Raw genomic sequence first — 16,380 nt, forward strand, 5'->3', positions numbered from 1 at the left:
CAGGGGCCACTGAATTGAGTATACTTTTGATTTGTTGATCGCCGCACAAGGAGCAGTGCTTAAGTGAAACGGGAGGAGCACCCCGGGAAACTTTCTCCTGGCACGGGGATTACAGGGTAAACAATTTTATTAACAACTTAAAAAAATTCAAAAATGGCAAACATAAACGAAAACTTGCTCGTCCGCGGCGCAAGGGGTAATGTAGGTAAACAATTCGTTTACCGTAAACGCGGAAATAACACGCATATCGCCAGGATGCCGTCCGTCAACAAAGACGCAGTAGCTACAACGAAGCAGATAGAAACCCGCGATCGGTTCGCATCGGCAGTATTGTACGCAAAAGGCGCTATTGATTCGGCAGACTTAAAGAGGGAGTACGAAAAAAAGGCCCCATCCGGAAGCTCTGCTTACAACATGGCATTCAGGGATTATCTGAAAGCACCTGTTGTAAAAAAGATCGATGTAACAAATTACAATGGCACACCCGGTTCAACGATCGTTGTTCATGCGAAAGATGATTTCAGGGTAGCTGGCGTAAAGGTGAGCATCTTTGATCCCGGCGGCGTGTTGCTGGAAGAAGGCAATGCATTACTGGACCCGGTTAAACGAGGGCAATGGGTGTACACGGTTACACAGGCCAACGCCGGGACAGTGATCAGGGCAAAAGCAACAGACCTTCCGGGAAATGAAGGGATGCTGGAGATTTCGCTTTGATGAACATTGCTTTTTGACATGAAGCTTATCCCCCGGTGTAAAAGCCGGGGGATGAGTTTTTTCTCAACCGGCTATTTCCAAGCTAAGTACCCTGCGTGTATAAAAGCCGGTGTTTATGCGAAGCGTATCCCCAACAGCAGGCTGCAGCACCTCAAATTCTGCCGTTTTTATTTTTATTTCCCCCATTTCGATTAATTCACCGGAGGGAGTTAAGCCGAGAGCCCAGGTCTCATCATCGGCTTTGCTTATAAGGGAGATCTGTTTTTCGTAGGTGTATTTCCGTTTTGAAAGAACATCCCGTAGCAATTTTAAGTAATCCTTTAACATTACCATGAGTAGGATAAGCCCAATGATACCACCAACCACCACTCCTATCCAGTAAGCGTTCATGTCTATTAATCGTCCGTCCCCTCCCTGAATTACCCTGCGCTGGTGGCCTGGAATAAAAAACACCATTAGCGCCATAAGAACAATAGCCCCCAAAAGCTTCCAGCTTTCTTTGCGGAATATACCCTTCAACAGCAGGAATTCCTGTTCATTCATCGGACTAAATTATGTAAAATAAAAAAGCACTTACAACAGCTGTTATAAGTGCTTTAAAGTGTGGTCCCACTCGGGCTTGAACCAAGGACCCTCTGATTATGAGTCAGATGCTCTAACCAACTGAGCTATAGGACCAGTCCTTGCGGACAAAAATATATATAAACTTTAATTGGGCCCTTTTCAGGGACGGCAAAACTAAATATTTTTTAGTCAATCCCCCAAGAATTATTTCTTTTTTCTTCCAGGCCTTAACTTTGCGGCACCATGCAAGGAATCCAACACATCATTTTCGACCTGGGAGGCGTACTCCTCAATATCGATTATCAACTCACCCACAAAGCATTCACCGATCTGGGCATCGCTGATTTTAATACACACTTCTCCCAACTTCATGCCGATTCGCTGTTTGAAGACCTGGAAACCGGCAAGGTGAGTGAAGAAGAATTCCTGGAGAAAATAAAGGAACACCTGCCTGAGAAAACAACAAACGAAGCCATCATTACCGCCTGGAATGCCATGCTGCTGGATTATCCTGTAGCCCGGTTGCAGTTGCTTCAGCAATTGCGGCAGCATTACAATTTATTCCTGCTCAGCAATACCAATGCCATCCACCTGGCTGCATTTAATACCATCCTGGAAAAAAGCCGGGGCATTTCCTCCCTCGCTTCATTTTTCGACAAAACATATTATTCCCACCTGGTGGGGCTTCGCAAGCCCGGAAAGGAAATTTACCAGTTGATCCTGGACGAAAACGATCTCCGGCCGGAGCATACCCTGTTCATTGACGACACGCTTCCTAATGTGGAAGCCGCGAAAGAACTGGGCATACAGGCCATTCACCTGCAGGCGCCGAAAACCATCCTGGATATTTTCAGAAAGTGATTATTTGATCTCTTCAAAATCTATGTAATCCCCTTTATCCCTGGGTTTGGGAGAAGGCGGCGGAGAAGGAGGAGCTTGTTGTTGCTGCTGTTGCTCGAATTGCTCACGCATATGCTGTTGCATATCCCGTACCTGGCGGCGGACAAGCTTGGTAGAATTATAGACCGGAATGATGAACTCAAACACCAGTTTATAAAGGATCCAGCCTACGACTATATAAATGAGTAACTTTAACATAATCACGCAAAGATAGCAGTATCTCCCATTTTCTGCCTCATTTTAGGGATTCTTTAACGAAGTCCGATCATCGCTGCAACATCCATGGAAGCCTGTTTATTGTACTCCCAGGTAAGTTTGCGATAGTTCATGGCATCGATGATTGTACCCACTAAACAGAAGCCGCCGGTGAACAGGTAAAGGATACCCATCAGCACCTGGTCCATCAGGAAACGGTGAATGCCGGCTACGGCTACCAGGCCCAGCAGGCAGGTGATCAGTATTGTTTGCGGATCTTTACGCCTTGCCTGGTAAAGGATCAGGAAGCGCTGGCGCGTATCTTCATCGTATTTTTTGGTTAATTCCTCCAACCAGATGATCTCTTCATGGTCGATGCCCGGTAACATGGCAAAATGGAAGTTGTTCATATAGTGTTTATTTTACAGGCTTAAATGGTATATGGAAAAGTTTTATCAGTTGAATGATCCGCCACAGCAAAGCCAATAATACAATCGCCCCCAGTTTGTGACTTTCCCAGCTTTCCTGCCATTCCCCATGAAAAAGATGGCTGATGGAAGTGCCCAGACCACAACCCGGGCAGCCGCCCAAACCAATCATTTTAAAAAAACAAAAACCGGTGAAGCCCTCGCCGGGATGGATGATAGCGAGGTAAAGCAGGCCCGCGGCCCAGGCAATCAGTTCTATATTTATTTTGGGAAAATAGCGCTGCATGTGTATACAAGATAGCGTAATCCTGCCGCATTTACAATTTCTATTAAGATTAAACAACATGTGTGTGGTTGCGGCTTTCCCGAGGCCTACACTGTATTATATTTAGAAGAAATACTTTTTGTAATGAAATAAAATGCTAATTTTGTAGTGGAAAAATGATTCAAATGAAGGGGACGAAAAAGTCCCCTTCTTCTTTTTTGTATGGCAAACGAACAAGTGATAGCACCCATCCGGGAAATGCTGGATTCGCTCCTGGCGGACAAACCAGAGTATTTTGTGGTGGATATTAAGATCAAACCTACCAATAATATTAAGGTCTTTGTAGATGCAGATAATGGTGCTTCCATCGACAAGCTGGTGTCGCTGAACAGGCAATTATACCCGCTGCTGGAAGCGGCCGGATTGTTTCCGGCAGATGATTTCTCCCTGGAAGTATCTTCTCCCGGTTTGGATGAACCATTAAAGTCTCCGCGTCAGTTCCAAAAGAATGTGGGCAGAAAAGTGGAAGTGATGTTGCTGAACGGCACCGTCCTGGAAGGCAAACTGCTGAGCTTCAACGAAACGGAATTGGTGCTGGAAGAAACAGTAGGTAAGAAAAAGGAAATTAAGCAAACAAATATCAATTTATCCGAAATAAAGCACACAAAGGTGTGCATCGTGTTTTAAAAAATAATAACAGAACATGGCTAGTATTAACCTGATTGAGTCATTCACCGAGTTTAAGGAGGCGGAAAATATCGACCGCCCGACCCTAATGAAGGTGTTAGAGGATGTGTTTAAGACGCTGTTGCGTAAGAAATATGGCTCAGATGAGAACTTTGACGTGATTGTAAATACCGAAAAAGGTGACCTGGAGATCCTCCGTCGCCGTATGATCGTAGAAGATGGTACGGTAGAAGATGATAACGCCCAGATCGCATATTCGGAAGCTATCCTGGTAGAACCCGATTACCAGGTAGGTGAAGACCTGTACGAAGAGGTAGAGATCCTGGATTTCGGCCGTCGTGCTATCCTGGCAGCCAAACAAACGCTGACTGCCCGGATCGGTGACCTGAAAAAGAATATCCTGGTGAAGAAATATGGCGACCGCGTAGGTGAGATCGTGACAGGCGAGGTATACCAGGTATGGAAAAAGGAAGTTTTATTATTGGATGATGAAGGGAATGAGTTAATATTGCCTAAATCCGAGCAGATTCCAACAGATTATTTCAAAAAAGGCGAAAATGTGCGGGCGGTAGTGAAAAAAGTGGAAATGAAGAACAACTCTCCACTGATCATCCTCTCCAGAACACATCCTTCCTTCCTGGCGAAACTTCTCGAAATTGAAGTGCCGGAAATTTTCGATGGTCTTATCGTGATCAAAAAAATCGTAAGAGAACCCGGCGAAAGAGCCAAAGTGGCTGTGGAGTCTTATGACGACCGTATTGACCCCGTAGGTGCCTGCGTAGGTATGAAAGGTAGCCGTATCCACGGTATCGTTCGTGAGCTGCGCAATGAGAACATCGACATTATCAACTATACCGCGAACATACAACTGCTGATCCAACGTGCGCTGACACCAGCGAGGATTAGCCGCATGGACGTAGACAATGAAAATAAATATGCATCCGTTTATCTTAAACCAGACCAGGTATCACTGGCCATCGGTAAGAAAGGGGTGAATATAAAATTGGCCTGCGAATTGACGGGATTTGAGATAGATGTATTCCGTGATGAAGAACAGGAACAAACTGAGTTTGACATTGACCTGGGCGAATTCGCGGATGAAATTGAAGCATGGGTGATCGATGAATTAAAACGCATTGGTTGCGACACTGCCCGCAGTGTACTGGATCTGACTCCGGAAGAACTTGTACGCCGTTCCGACCTCGAAGAGGAAACCGTACATGAAGTGAGGAGAATTTTGCAGGAAGAATTTGAAAAAGAATAAAGCCGTCCGCTACCCCTTCCCAAGTGGTAGGCTTTTTTGATTGCAGAGATAATTGAGTTATTTGTTAAAATGTTAAAAGAATTACTCCGCCGGCTGGTGGGGATTAAACGGGAAGGACGCGAATACGATATGCCTGAAGTAACAAACAACACACCGCGATTGCTGGCTGCGGCCAAGGAATTCAATATTGGAAAGGAAACGCTCATCGATTTCCTGGCCAATAAGGGCTATGATATGGACGGATTCGGATCTCCTAACGCCCGTCTCACAGCCCAGATGTACAACTCCTTGCAGAATGAGTTTCAACAGGATAAGGCAAACAAGAAGAAAAGTGATCAGATAGCCTTACCCAAAGGAACCGTGCTGGATGCAGCCAAAAAGAAGGAGAAGGAAGAGGCAGAGCTCGCAGCGAAGAAGAAAGAGAAAGAAGATGCTGATACCGCTGCTGCTAAAAAGAAAGAAGAGGCTCCTGCCAAACCTGAGCCACAGCCGGAACCTGTAGTAGCACCTAAGGTGGTACCGCAACCGGAAGCAAAGGTGGAAAAACAGGAAGCGAAACCGGAACCCAAACCCGAACCGCAACCTGAACCAAAACCACAGCCGCCCGTACAGGAAGTAAAACCGGAACCTAAACCGGAACCTGCTCCTGCACCCAAAGCTGTTGTAGAGGAAACACCTAAAGCAGAAGAAGTAGTGAAACCTGAAGCCCCCAAGATCAATGGTCCCAAAATAATGGGTTCTATCGACCTGGACGCGCTGAATAAGGATAACCGCACTGCTAAAAAACCTGCTGCCAAAAAGAAAGACGACACTGAAACTGTTGAGGATAAACCAACTCCCGCACCACAGGAAGCTGTACCGGTTGCGGAAGTGAAAGCAACGCCTGCTCCTGAAGTGAAAGAAGTGCCTGTCGCTAAAAAAGAGGAACCGCCGGTAAAAGTGGAAAAACCCGCTGCGAAAGCAGAAGAGAAACCCGCTGAACAAGCTCCTCCTCCAGCGAAAGCACCGAGAGAAGAAAGAACAGAAAGGCCGGCTGCCAAAGTGGAAGCACCTCAGCCCCCCGTTCCTAATGAACCAACAGACGAATCAGGAGAAGACAACAGCAAAGCAGTGATCGAAAATATCCAGGCTAATAAACTCACTGGTCCCAAGGTGATCGGAAAGATTGACCTGCCGGTGCAGCAAGATCGCCGGGATAATAGTAAAGGGTTTAATAACTCTAAAGACGAAAAACGTAAGCGCAAGCGCATCGTTATAGAAAAGAAACCAGAACCCATCAAACCAGGTGAGTTCGCTAAAGAAGGCGGACAAAATGCACCAGGTGGCGGGCATCAGGGCAATCGCGAAAACCGCGGTCCCGGAGGACCTGGCACTCATCAGGGTGGAGGTCATCGCGGACCAGGAGGCCCGGGTGGAAATCGTGGACCCGGAGGTCATGGTGGAAACCGTGATAATCGTGGCCCAGGTGGTGGTCATGGTGGAAACCGCGGCCCAGGTGGTGGCGCACCAGGAGGTGGCAATCGTCCCCCAGGTGCTCCGGGTACCGGCAACAGCCGTCCCCTACAAGCCCGCCAACCCCGTCCGGGACAAGGTGGTTACGGACAAGGCGCTCCCCGCAGACCGGAAGACAAGGATAAAGAAATTGACAAGAACGAGATCCAGAATAAGATCAAGGAAACAATGGCCAAACTGGGCGGCAACTCCCGTGGCCGTTCTACCAAAGCAAAACGCCGTCACGACAAACGCCAGGAAATGGCCAGTCGCAGAGAAAGCTCTGCTAACGGAGAAGGTGCAAAATTACAGGTAACGGAATTCGTGTCTGTAAGTGAGCTGGCTAACCTGATGGACGTGAGCTTTGCAGAAGTGATCTCAAAATGTATGGGCCTCGGCATCATGGTATCTATCAACCAACGCCTCGATGCGGAAGTAATAGAACTGGTTGCCGGTGAGTTCGGATATGAAGTTGAGTTTATTGGAATTGAAGATGCAACGGACGATGATGATGAAGAAGTAGTAGATGATCCGGAAGATCTGCTTCCCCGTGCACCGATCGTTACCATCATGGGTCACGTTGACCATGGTAAAACCTCCCTGCTCGACTACATCCGCAGTGCGAATGTGGTAGCCGGTGAGGCTGGTGGTATCACCCAGCACATTGGTGCTTACCAGGTAACTACCGCCACCGGTAAAAAAGTAACCTTCCTCGATACCCCCGGTCACGAAGCGTTTACCGCGATGCGTGCCCGTGGTGCCAAAGTTGCGGACATTGCAGTAATTGTGGTTGCTGCGGACGATGCCATCATGCCTCAAACACGTGAAGCTATCTCCCACTCCCAGGCTGCAGGCCTCCCCATGGTCTTTGCGATCAACAAGGTCGATAAAGATGGCGCCAATCCGGAGAAGATCAAAGAACAACTGGCCGGCATGAACCTCCTGGTAGAAGACTGGGGCGGTAAATACCAAAGCCAGGAGATCTCCGCGAAAAGTGGTTTGAACATCGACATTCTATTGGAGAAAATATTGCTCGAAGCGGAATTGCTGGAACTGAAAGCCAACCCTGACCGGGAAGGTACAGGTACAGTGATCGAAGCCACCCTGGATAAAGGCCGCGGTTATGTAACAACCGTACTGGTATCCAGCGGTACCCTGAAACAGGGAGACACCATCGTTTCCGGCGCTCACTTTGGTAAGATCAAGGCCATGTTCAACGAACGCGGTCAGCGTGTTGAAAAAGCCGGTCCTTCCACCCCTGTTCAGTTGCTCGGTTTGAACGGAGCATCACAGGCCGGTGAGAAGTTCAAGGTTTATGAAGATGAATCTGAAGCGAAAGAAGTGGCCAACCGCAGAGCACAACTCGTGCGGGAACAAGGTATCCGTACCAAGAAACACATTACGCTTGATGAGATCGGACGCCGCCTTGCACTGGGTAACTTTAAACAACTGAACCTGATCCTGAAAGGGGACGTGGATGGTTCCGTAGAAGCGTTGAGCGATTCCCTGCAGAAACTGTCTACAGAAGAGATCGTGGTGAGCGTGGTGCTGAAAGGCGTGGGTCAGATCACAGAATCAGACGTATTGCTGGCTACTGCATCGGATGCATTGATCATCGGTTTCCAGGTACGCCCTTCTATGAATGCGGCAAAACTGGCTGAGAAAGAGAACATCGAGATCCGCACTTACTCCATCATCTACGATGCGATCGACGAGCTGAAGAGCGCCATGGAAGGTATGCTTGAGCCGAAGATCGAGAAGAAAGTGGTGTGCAACGTGGAGATCCGCGAAACTTACAAGTTCGACAAGGTGACCATCGCCGGTTGTTATGTGCTGGATGGTAAGCTGAACAGGAACACCCGTATCAACATCGTTCGCGATGGTATCGTGGTGCACACTGGCGAACTCCAGTCCCTCAAACGCTATAAAGATGATGTGAAAGAAGTGGTATCCGGTATGGAGTGCGGCTTGAGCATCAAGAACTATGCGGACCTGAAGGTGGGAGACATCGTGGAAGGTTTCGAAGAGGTGGAAGTTAAAAGAACACTCTAAAATCGTTTGGAATGGGCCGCTGGCCCACTCCAAAACCGAAATTTTTGTTAAATAGATTAGCCGTCTTTGTACGGCTAATTTTTTATTGGTTATTTTGGTATTACAGTAACGTTACTATGAAAAAAATTCTCGTATCCTCCTTAGGCGCTATGCTGCTTTTCCAGGTAGCAGTAGCACAACAGGGACAGAAAGTGGTAGCCGATAAGATCGTTGCCAAAGTGGGAGACAAGATCGTCCTTAAATCGGACATTGAATCTGCCCTCGTAGATATGCAACAGCAGGCGCTGGAAGGGCAACCTTTACCACCAAACGCTTCCTGCTCTGCTATTGAACAAATCATCGCACAAAAAATATTGGTTTTACAAGCTGAACGGGATAGTTTGCCGATCAGCGAAGCAGACGTGGATGGCCGTATCGAAAGCCAGATCCGTTGGGCAGAACAACGTTATGGAAGTCGTGAGAAAATGACGGAAGTAACGGGTTACACTATTTACCAGCTCCGTGAGCGTTTCCGTGATGCCATCAAGGAAAGTATGCTGGCAAAAGCCATGCGCGACAAGGTGGTGAACGCTGTGAAAGTAACGCCTACAGAAGTAAAGACCAGCTTTGAAAAGATCCCTGCAGACAGTCTTCCTTTCTATGAATCAGAACTGGAGATCGGTCAGCTGATGATCTTGCCGAAAGCCAGCCGTGAAATGGATAAATATGCCATAGACCGTTTGCTGGATTTCAAAAGCAAAGTAGAAAAGAAAGAAGGTGAATTCAGCACATACGCCAGCCTTTACTCTGAAGACCCCGGTGTAAAAGAGAATGGCGGTACTTATACCCTGAACAGGAACGATAAGAACTGGGACCCGGACTTCCTGGCCGCTTCTTTCCGTTTAAAGGAAGGGGATATGTCTTCTCCCGTTAAATCCCAATTCGGTTACCACCTGATCAAAATGATCAAACGTGCCGGGGATAACGTGGTAGTGCAGCACATCCTTATCAAGCCTAATATCGTAACAGCAGATATCACTGCTGCCATGAATAAACTGGATACTGTAAGAGCGAATATCATTTCCGGAAAAATGACCTTTGGTGAAGCCGTTGTAAAATACAGCGATGAGCCGATGGCTAAGTTTAACGGCGGTATGCTGCAGAATCCTCAAACAGGCAGCACTTACATTACAGTAGATCAGTTGAATGATCCATCCACCAAGGATATTGTAATGATGCTGGATTCCCTGAAACCAGGTGGCGTAAGCAAACCTATGCTGTTCGACGATGAGCAGGGCCGTAAAGGAATTCGCCTCGTATATCTGAAAACACGTACCCAGCCTCACAGAGAGAACCTGAAAGACGACTACTCCCGTATCCAGCAACGTACTTTGCAGGAGAAACAAGTAGTAGCGCTGAACAAATGGCTGATGGACAAGATCCCTACCTTCTATGTTCACGTGGAACCTGAGTACACCGAGTGTGCCAATGTTTCGAAGTGGACGGCAGGAGCGGTCGCGCAGAAGTAGATCATTCGCAACAACGATAAAGTAACACTATCCCGGATCCTCCCAGAGAGGTCCGGGATTTTTGTTTGAGGGAAGTATCAGCGGCTGAAAGGTGTAGGTTTTTGTAAAGAAGTGCCAGCCCCCTGAAAGGTTGGGTATTTTAAATAGAAGTACAAACACCCTTTCGGGGGTGTTTTAGAAAAAGGCAGAGCCCCTCATGATTTCGTTTTTTAGAAAAGATCTGCCCATTCCCGGAGATACATCCAACAGATCACCGCAGTTTTTAGAAGTACTCCCTTCCTGCTAAAAAATAAAATCCCCTAATCCAAGCCCCCGGCACGTTCCCGGGAGAACTGTGAAGCCTTTGCTAAAGAGAAGGAGGTTTAATAATTTAAGCGTAACTTTGCGTCTTCAATTTTACAGCATGAGTGACGCGATAAAGCATGAATGCGGTTTAGCATTCATAAGATTAAGAAAACCATTCAGTTACTACCAGCAAAAGCACGGAACGGTTTTCTACGGATTGAATAAGCTGTATCTCCTCATGGAAAAACAGCACAACCGTGGTCAGGACGGCGCAGGAGTAGCCGCAGTAAAATTGCACACGGAACCGGGCGTCCCCTTCATGCACAGGATCCGTAGTAGTGAACCCCAACCCATCGGCGACGTCTTCGCCAAGATCAGAGAAGAAATTGCAGAAATAGAAAAATACCAGCCGGAGATCACCAAATACCCCGGTCTCCTGAAAGGCCACATGCGCTTCCTGGGAGAACTGCTGTTAGGGCATCTCCGTTATGCTACACAAGGAAAGAATAACGTTGAGTTATGCCATCCCTTTGTTCGCTACAACACCATTCCCGCCCGCAACCTTACCATGGCAGGCAACTTCAACCTGGTGAATGTGGACGAACTCTTCAACTTTGTAAAAGTATCACCCGGCGAAACCCATAAGAACAGTGATCTCGCCGCCATGCTGGAAGTAGTACACCACTTCCTCGCCAAAGAAGATGAAGTACGCCAGAACGGCCTGGATGTTAAATCCATCCTCCAGCAGGCATTCTCCATGTTCGATGGTGGTTACCACGTCTGCGGCCTGATCGGTTCCGGCGATTCCTTTGTGATCCGCGACCCTCATGGTATCCGTCCTTCTTATTACTATATCAACGATGAAGTGATCGTAGCTGCTTCCGAAAGGGCCGCTATCCGTACTGCTTTTAACGTTGGGGAGAATGAGGTAATGGAACTGATGCCGGGTACTGCACTCATCGTGAAAGAGAACGGAGATTATTCTATTGAACAGATCATTCCTGCTAAAGAACGCCGCGCCTGTAGCTTTGAGCGCATCTACTTCTCCCGCGGGAACGACGAAAAGATCTATAAAGAACGTTCAGCACTCGGGTATCATTTATCCGAAACTGTGCTGAAAGCAATTGATAACGACCTGCGTAACACTATCTTCTCTTTCATTCCCAATACGGCAGAGGTAGCCTTTTATGGCCTGATCAAAGGCCTGGAAGATTACCTGAACCGCATCAAGGTAGAAAGGATCATGTCCTGGGGTAAGGATTTCGATGAAGAGAAGCTCCAGGAAATGGTGAACCGCAGGATCAGGATAGATAAGATTGCCATCAAGGATGTGAAGATGCGCACCTTCATTACAGAAGATGCCAGCAGGAATGAAATGGTGCAGCACGTGTACGATATCACGTATGGTACCGTTAAACCAGGCACGGATACCCTTGTTGTAATAGACGACTCTATTGTCAGAGGAACCACCCTGCGGGAAAGCATCATCAAAATGCTGGACCGCCTTGGCCCGAAAAGGATCATTATCATGAGCTCTGCCCCACAGATCCGTTATCCGGACTGTTACGGTATAGATATGAGTAAGATGGGTGAGTTTGTGGCCTTCCAGGCAGCCATCGCACTGATCAGGGAACAGGGCAAGGATTATATCCTGCAGGAAGCCTACGGTCTCTGTAAAGAACTGGAGCGTACCAATACCCTCCATGCACAGAATGTGGTGAAGAATGTCTACAAAGCGTTCACACCGGAAGAGATCTCTAAAAAGATTGCACAGATCATTACACCAGCCGGTATCTCTGCTAATGTGGAAGTGATCTACCAGAATATTGAAAGCTTGCATGCCAGCTGCCCCAATAACCTTGGGGACTGGTACTTCACCGGTAACTACCCTACTCCCGGTGGTAACCGCGTAGTGAATAAATCCTTTATGAACTACATGGAAGGCAAGAACGAAAGAGGTTACTAAGTGGTATGGGGAATATGTTGTCAATAATATATTCCCCGGCCAATTATGTTAATTTTATCTTAATTCCCGCCCCAAACTTCCCCTCCATAGCATTACACATTAACTTACAGTAAAAACCCGTATTTTCGATAAGTGTTTGTACTCAATGGTTTACAATGTGTATGAAAACATTGTTGCTTATCCGTCACGCAAAATCAAGCTGGAACGATCCGGACATGGATGATTTTGACCGCCCGCTTAACAAACGGGGAAAACTGAATGCTCCTGAAATGGCAACAAGGCTACTCACCAGGGGAACAGTTCCGGAATTGATCATTTCCAGCCCGGCCAAACGTGCCCGCGCTACTGCCCGTATCATGGCCAAGGAATGGAAATATCCAAAAGAGGCTATTTTACTGGAGGAGGAACTGTATCTCTGTTATGCCTCCACTTTCCTTAAAGTGATCACTAAAATTGATGACGATTTTAAAGCAGTGGCCATTTTTGCCCATAACCCCGGGATCACTGATTTTGCCAATTACCTCACGGAAGAGATCCGCATCGATAATGTTCCCACCACCGGCATCTTTGGTATAGAAGCCGAAACCGATCACTGGGAGGATTTTGACCGCGCAAAGAAACGTTTCCTTTTCTTCGATTATCCAAAGAGTGAAGGCCTCGTATAGTATTTGGGAATATTTAAGTAGCTTGGTGCACGATAGCTTATCAAAAGTATGGACGAAGAAAAATTAGCACGCAGGATTGATCGGTTCATGATCATTTATGTATTAGCAGGTTCTATGCTAATGCTGTTCCAGATCCTAGGATTTTACTTTAGCAGGCAAACGGAAACCGGCAGAACAATAGCCGGGAAGTGGCCTGGCATCCTGAATAAGGTTACCCAGGTAGTTTTTGCTGTGAACCTGATGAATGTTATTACCGTAGTGGTCTTTGCGTTCTTATTGATCGCATACAGGAAAACCATCCGCGTTGGCATTATCGGGTTACTGGCAACGGGTTTGTTTGTGTTCTATGTTTACCTGAGCCTGCGGGCAACGATCCTGTAGTTGATCAGGCATCGATGGGTACAGGGCGTTTGTATTCATCAATGGCCACAAAGGTGAATGTACCACTGATCGCTTTATACCTTTCTTCTGAATACATTTCCTCCACAAAAATTTCTACCGACACTTTAAGGCTGGTGTTCCCGGTGTGGATCACTTTACCGATCAGTTCCACAATGGTTCCGCCGGGAATGGGTTTATTAAAATCGATCTTGTCTGAAGACACGGTGACCATGCGTTTGCGGGAATAACGGGTAGCGGTGATAAAGGCTACTTCGTCCATCAGCTGCATGGCGGTACCGCCGAAAAGGGTATCGTAATGATTGGTGGTGTTGGGGAATACGGCTTTGAAAATGCGTGTTTCCGAGGATAATATCTTTTGTTCGTTGCTCATCTGTTTGATTTTACTTCTACGGTCCATTCAGGGCCGCTGGCTACCTTATGCTGCGCTGCAAAGTTGCCGTAATTAATGGCGAAGGAAAGGTTCATCAGGCTGTTCTGATAGGCCAGCGGTAAACCTTCTTTTACAGCAGCAAAGGTAGTGACATATGGCATAACCCCTGCAAACACCAGCTTTTTATTATGCAGGATGCGAATGTTTAGCTGATCGCTATATTTCAGGTTCAGTTTGGCCAGTGTGGCGGCGTCGATATTGGTCCATACGTTGCCGTATTGGATATCCAGGATAGGAATATTACCATAGATAGTGCCTTCCCTGAATTCAGCCTGCTGATAAGGAATGTTTACAACTGCATTGGGTAAGGCAGGGCCAACGGAATCAAAGGGGATCACGCCCGCTGCAAGCCTTGCTCCCGTATAGGCGTATACGTCACGGCCATGAAAGGTATAAGATGCTGAAGAGCCCGGCAGCCGGTTGCGCTTTTCATCTATCTCCCTCACCGCTTTGATACCCAGGTGTCTGGCGATCAGGGTAAGTGTTCCATTATCCGGCGTTACAAAATAATGCCCGCTGTTGGTTTGCAGCACAACTGATTTTCTTTCAGAGCCTACGCCGGGATCTACTACGGATACGAATACTGTGCCGGCGGGCCAGTAAGGAGCTGTTTGTTCCAGGCGGTATGCAGCTTCCCAGATGTTGTAAGCCGGAATTTCGTGGGTAAGGTCAAAGATCTTCAGATCGTTGGATACGCCGAAGGCTACTCCCTTCATGGCGGACACAGCGCCATCTTTCAGGCCGAAATCTGTTTGGAGAACAAGGGCTTTGGATTGAGCGGAAGTGGCGTTATAACATATCGTTAGCGCCAGCAGGAGTACATGCAATGGTTTCATGTAATAAAATTAAGGAAACTTTCAGATTGGGGCCATCCCCGGATTGCGGGATATGTTTAATCCATTTCCTTCCGCAACACCTGCAACGCATTATGCAATGTATTATAGATCGTTCGTTCAGTCAGCCCTGTTACTTCGGCCATCTCTTTGAATCCCCTTCCTTCATAAAACCTCATCTGCACCAATTGCATCTGCCGCCCGGATAATTGTTTCATAGCTACCTGGAGCTTTGCTTTCAGTCCTTCGTCTGTTTGGAGGGCAATGAGCATCTCTTCATAAGAGGACTGCGTTAACTCCATATGCACTGCTTCATCGAACAACACCACTTTGGCGCCATTGGAGGCTTTATAGAGGAGGCGTTTGAAGATGGTGATCACATATTGCTGGATGTTCTGTACTTCCTTCAGGCGTTCCCTGATCTTCCATAATTCCAGGAAAAGCTCATTGATACATCCCTGTACAAGGTCCACATCGCGGTAAAGGGCAACGCCCAGCCTGAAAAGGTCGTCATAGAAAAGATCAAAGCACTCGTAAAGGCCCTCACGGTCCCCTCCGGCAAGCAGGTGCCAATTCTTTTCAATTTTTGACGTACGAAGCTGGTTCATCGGGTGATGAATACTTAATTTTTGGTTGACATGGGTAAAGTAAAATATTTTTTTGAATTCATTGGTAAAAACGAAAGCTTTCTCACACTTGTATAGTATCAACCAATATAGTATATGCTGCATTCGCATTCTACCGCAGAAGAATTACTGCTGATCGATTCATTCCTCCACTACTGTAAAGGTACTCCGGAAGACGATGTACTATACTGGGAGCAGATGCTCCTGGAGCATCCGCAATTGTTACCTGAAGTGGAAAGAGCCCGCGAATTATACCTCACCATGCAAGGATATCCCCCTATTTCCCTGAAGACCGCAGCCCTTCAAAGATTGAAGGACAGTCTTGATGCCCAGGAAGTTACCACACCTGTACGCAGGCTTTCCTATAAATGGATCGCCGCCGCCAGTGTTGTGGCCATTGCCCTGGCTTCTTTCCTGGTGTTTAATAATAAGAAAGAAAAAAGCATCCATTATACACCACTTGCAGCAACAGGACTGCAAGACCGAACCCGCCTTACCCTCCCCGATGGCTCCTCCGTTCTCCTCAGCACTGCCAGCAGGTTGCAGTTGAGCGACAACTTCAATAAAGGAGACCGTTCTGTATACCTGGACGGGGAAGCTTACTTCGACGTAAGATCAAATGCCAGCCTTCCTTTTACCGTGATCACCAGCAAAACCGCTACCACTGTATTAGGTACAGCATTCAAAGTACGCAGTTACCCCGCAGACCACCATGCACAGATCATGCTGGCATCTGGTAAAGTGAGAGTGGAGGCGCAATCTAAAACGATGGAATTAACCCCGGGAGAGGAAGCGATCTGTGAAGATGGCGCAGGAATTAAAAAAACTAACTATCAGCCTGAGAATATGCAACGATGGATCCAGCGGAAAGTTGAGTTTGTAAACGCAGACCTGGATCAGATATCAAAGACCCTCGAAGAATACTATGGAGTAAAGGTGAAACTGGAGAAACGCCCCACCGGAAAGGCCGTAAGGTTCACCGGTGTATTTAACAACCAACAACTGAATGTAGTACTGGACGCAATCAGCTTTACCAATGAGTTCACTTACCGCCTCGAAAACAATGAGGTAGTGATCCGCTTTTAAGACAGGACGCAATTTTTGG

At 47.2% G+C, this 16,380-nt stretch carries 17 protein-coding genes and 1 tRNA gene; 10 read left to right on the top strand and 8 right to left on the bottom strand.

Annotated features, from left to right (window positions below; all coding sequences use genetic code 11):
- The first annotated feature begins 153 nt into the window (after nt 1-153).
- Nucleotides 154-714: a hypothetical protein gene (locus tag BUR42_RS21780; protein ID WP_074241715.1), complete on the top strand. Its 561-nt coding sequence runs from the start codon at nt 154-156 to the stop codon at nt 712-714.
- Nucleotides 715-777: 63 nt separating this feature from the next.
- Here BUR42_RS21780 and BUR42_RS21785 read toward each other — a convergent pair whose 3' ends face one another.
- Complete coding sequence (locus BUR42_RS21785; RefSeq protein WP_074241716.1) at nt 778-1,257, bottom strand: hypothetical protein; 480 nt, start codon at nt 1,255-1,257, stop codon at nt 778-780.
- Nucleotides 1,258-1,318: 61 nt separating this feature from the next.
- Nucleotides 1,319-1,392: transfer RNA gene (locus BUR42_RS21790), tRNA-Ile, on the bottom strand.
- Between the two features lie 129 nt (nt 1,393-1,521).
- Here BUR42_RS21790 and BUR42_RS21795 point away from each other — a divergent pair.
- Nucleotides 1,522-2,139, top strand: a complete 618-nt coding sequence (locus tag BUR42_RS21795; RefSeq protein ID WP_074241717.1) for an HAD family hydrolase — start codon at nt 1,522-1,524, stop codon at nt 2,137-2,139.
- Here the strand turns inward: BUR42_RS21795 and BUR42_RS21800 are convergent, their stop codons facing one another.
- The 3 genes from BUR42_RS21800 to BUR42_RS21810 are packed head-to-tail and all read right to left on the bottom strand — an operon-like array spanning nt 2,140 to nt 3,087.
- Nucleotides 2,140-2,376: a hypothetical protein gene (locus tag BUR42_RS21800; protein ID WP_074241718.1), complete on the bottom strand. Its 237-nt coding sequence runs from the start codon at nt 2,374-2,376 to the stop codon at nt 2,140-2,142. It lies immediately after the preceding gene.
- A gap of 53 nt (nt 2,377-2,429) precedes the next feature.
- Complete coding sequence (locus BUR42_RS21805; RefSeq protein WP_074241719.1) at nt 2,430-2,783, bottom strand: TM2 domain-containing protein; 354 nt, start codon at nt 2,781-2,783, stop codon at nt 2,430-2,432.
- 7 nt (nt 2,784-2,790) lie between these two features.
- The gene (locus tag BUR42_RS21810; RefSeq protein ID WP_074241720.1) at nt 2,791-3,087 is read right to left on the bottom strand and encodes a DUF2752 domain-containing protein; all 297 of its coding nucleotides are present in this window, start codon (nt 3,085-3,087) and stop codon (nt 2,791-2,793) included.
- A 201-nt stretch (nt 3,088-3,288) separates the two neighbouring features.
- Between BUR42_RS21810 and BUR42_RS21815 the strand changes: the two genes are divergently transcribed.
- The 7 genes from BUR42_RS21815 to BUR42_RS21845 all read left to right on the top strand — a co-directional run bounded on the left by BUR42_RS21815 (nt 3,289) and on the right by BUR42_RS21845 (nt 13,365).
- Complete coding sequence (locus BUR42_RS21815; RefSeq protein ID WP_074241721.1) at nt 3,289-3,753, top strand: ribosome maturation factor RimP; 465 nt, start codon at nt 3,289-3,291, stop codon at nt 3,751-3,753.
- A 16-nt stretch (nt 3,754-3,769) separates the two neighbouring features.
- Entirely contained in the window at nt 3,770-5,017 is a 1,248-nt protein-coding gene (gene nusA, locus BUR42_RS21820; RefSeq protein WP_074241722.1) for a transcription termination factor NusA, read from the top strand.
- Between the two features lie 69 nt (nt 5,018-5,086).
- Nucleotides 5,087-8,560: a translation initiation factor IF-2 gene (gene infB / locus BUR42_RS30095; RefSeq protein WP_262488011.1), complete on the top strand. Its 3,474-nt coding sequence runs from the start codon at nt 5,087-5,089 to the stop codon at nt 8,558-8,560.
- A 116-nt stretch (nt 8,561-8,676) separates the two neighbouring features.
- On the top strand, nt 8,677-10,068 hold the full coding sequence (locus BUR42_RS21830; RefSeq protein WP_074241723.1) for a peptidylprolyl isomerase: 1,392 nt from the start codon (nt 8,677-8,679) through the stop codon (nt 10,066-10,068).
- 403 nt (nt 10,069-10,471) lie between these two features.
- Nucleotides 10,472-12,319, top strand: a complete 1,848-nt coding sequence (locus BUR42_RS21835; RefSeq protein WP_074241724.1) for an amidophosphoribosyltransferase — start codon at nt 10,472-10,474, stop codon at nt 12,317-12,319.
- A 161-nt stretch (nt 12,320-12,480) separates the two neighbouring features.
- A complete protein-coding gene (locus tag BUR42_RS21840) occupies nt 12,481-12,984 on the top strand; it encodes a SixA phosphatase family protein (RefSeq protein WP_074241725.1) in 504 nt (167 codons plus the stop codon).
- Between the two features lie 48 nt (nt 12,985-13,032).
- Nucleotides 13,033-13,365, top strand: a complete 333-nt coding sequence (locus BUR42_RS21845) for a hypothetical protein (protein ID WP_074241726.1) — start codon at nt 13,033-13,035, stop codon at nt 13,363-13,365.
- Nucleotides 13,366-13,369: 4 nt separating this feature from the next.
- Here BUR42_RS21845 and BUR42_RS21850 read toward each other — a convergent pair whose 3' ends face one another.
- Genes BUR42_RS21850 through BUR42_RS21860 form a run of 3 tightly spaced genes read right to left on the bottom strand, consistent with a single transcriptional unit; the run spans nt 13,370 to nt 15,257 of the window.
- Nucleotides 13,370-13,756 carry an acyl-CoA thioesterase gene (locus BUR42_RS21850; protein ID WP_074243136.1) on the bottom strand — a complete coding sequence of 129 codons (387 nt, stop codon included), beginning with the start codon at nt 13,754-13,756 and terminating at the stop codon, nt 13,370-13,372.
- Nucleotides 13,753-14,652 (bottom strand): SAM hydrolase/SAM-dependent halogenase family protein, encoded by a 900-nt coding sequence (locus tag BUR42_RS21855; protein ID WP_074241727.1) that lies wholly within the window; start codon nt 14,650-14,652, stop codon nt 13,753-13,755. The genes BUR42_RS21850 and BUR42_RS21855 overlap by 4 nt, the downstream gene beginning before the upstream one ends.
- Before the next feature lie 56 nt (nt 14,653-14,708).
- Entirely contained in the window at nt 14,709-15,257 is a 549-nt protein-coding gene (locus tag BUR42_RS21860; protein WP_074241728.1) for an RNA polymerase sigma factor, read from the bottom strand.
- 114 nt (nt 15,258-15,371) lie between these two features.
- On the opposite strand from BUR42_RS21860, the gene BUR42_RS21865 reads away from it, so the two are divergent.
- Nucleotides 15,372-16,361 carry a FecR family protein gene (locus BUR42_RS21865; RefSeq protein ID WP_074241729.1) on the top strand — a complete coding sequence of 330 codons (990 nt, stop codon included), beginning with the start codon at nt 15,372-15,374 and terminating at the stop codon, nt 16,359-16,361.
- The last annotated feature ends 19 nt before the right edge of the window (nt 16,362-16,380 follow it).

Source organism: Chitinophaga niabensis (assembly GCF_900129465.1).
GTDB lineage: Bacteria > Bacteroidota > Bacteroidia > Chitinophagales > Chitinophagaceae > Chitinophaga > Chitinophaga niabensis.

Excerpts from the sequence above, each read along its gene's own strand:
- BUR42_RS21855 (WP_074241727.1), bottom strand. The coding sequence starts at position 14,652 with ATGAAACCATTGCATGTACTCCTGCTGGCGCTAACGATATGTTATAAC.
- BUR42_RS21830 (WP_074241723.1), top strand. The coding sequence starts at position 8,677 with ATGAAAAAAATTCTCGTATCCTCCTTAGGCGCTATGCTGCTTTTCCAG.
- BUR42_RS21795 (WP_074241717.1), top strand. The coding sequence starts at position 1,522 with ATGCAAGGAATCCAACACATCATTTTCGACCTGGGAGGCGTACTCCTC.
- BUR42_RS21860 (WP_074241728.1), bottom strand. The coding sequence starts at position 15,257 with ATGAACCAGCTTCGTACGTCAAAAATTGAAAAGAATTGGCACCTGCTT.
- BUR42_RS21780 (WP_074241715.1), top strand. The coding sequence starts at position 154 with ATGGCAAACATAAACGAAAACTTGCTCGTCCGCGGCGCAAGGGGTAAT.
- BUR42_RS21805 (WP_074241719.1), bottom strand. The coding sequence starts at position 2,783 with ATGAACAACTTCCATTTTGCCATGTTACCGGGCATCGACCATGAAGAG.
- BUR42_RS21865 (WP_074241729.1), top strand. The coding sequence starts at position 15,372 with ATGCTGCATTCGCATTCTACCGCAGAAGAATTACTGCTGATCGATTCA.
- BUR42_RS21800 (WP_074241718.1), bottom strand. The coding sequence starts at position 2,376 with ATGTTAAAGTTACTCATTTATATAGTCGTAGGCTGGATCCTTTATAAA.
- infB (WP_262488011.1), top strand. The coding sequence starts at position 5,087 with ATGTTAAAAGAATTACTCCGCCGGCTGGTGGGGATTAAACGGGAAGGA.
- BUR42_RS21850 (WP_074243136.1), bottom strand. The coding sequence starts at position 13,756 with ATGAGCAACGAACAAAAGATATTATCCTCGGAAACACGCATTTTCAAA.
- BUR42_RS21835 (WP_074241724.1), top strand. The coding sequence starts at position 10,472 with ATGAGTGACGCGATAAAGCATGAATGCGGTTTAGCATTCATAAGATTA.
- BUR42_RS21815 (WP_074241721.1), top strand. The coding sequence starts at position 3,289 with ATGGCAAACGAACAAGTGATAGCACCCATCCGGGAAATGCTGGATTCG.
- BUR42_RS21785 (WP_074241716.1), bottom strand. The coding sequence starts at position 1,257 with ATGAATGAACAGGAATTCCTGCTGTTGAAGGGTATATTCCGCAAAGAA.
- nusA (WP_074241722.1), top strand. The coding sequence starts at position 3,770 with ATGGCTAGTATTAACCTGATTGAGTCATTCACCGAGTTTAAGGAGGCG.
- BUR42_RS21810 (WP_074241720.1), bottom strand. The coding sequence starts at position 3,087 with ATGCAGCGCTATTTTCCCAAAATAAATATAGAACTGATTGCCTGGGCC.
- BUR42_RS21845 (WP_074241726.1), top strand. The coding sequence starts at position 13,033 with ATGGACGAAGAAAAATTAGCACGCAGGATTGATCGGTTCATGATCATT.
- BUR42_RS21840 (WP_074241725.1), top strand. The coding sequence starts at position 12,481 with ATGAAAACATTGTTGCTTATCCGTCACGCAAAATCAAGCTGGAACGAT.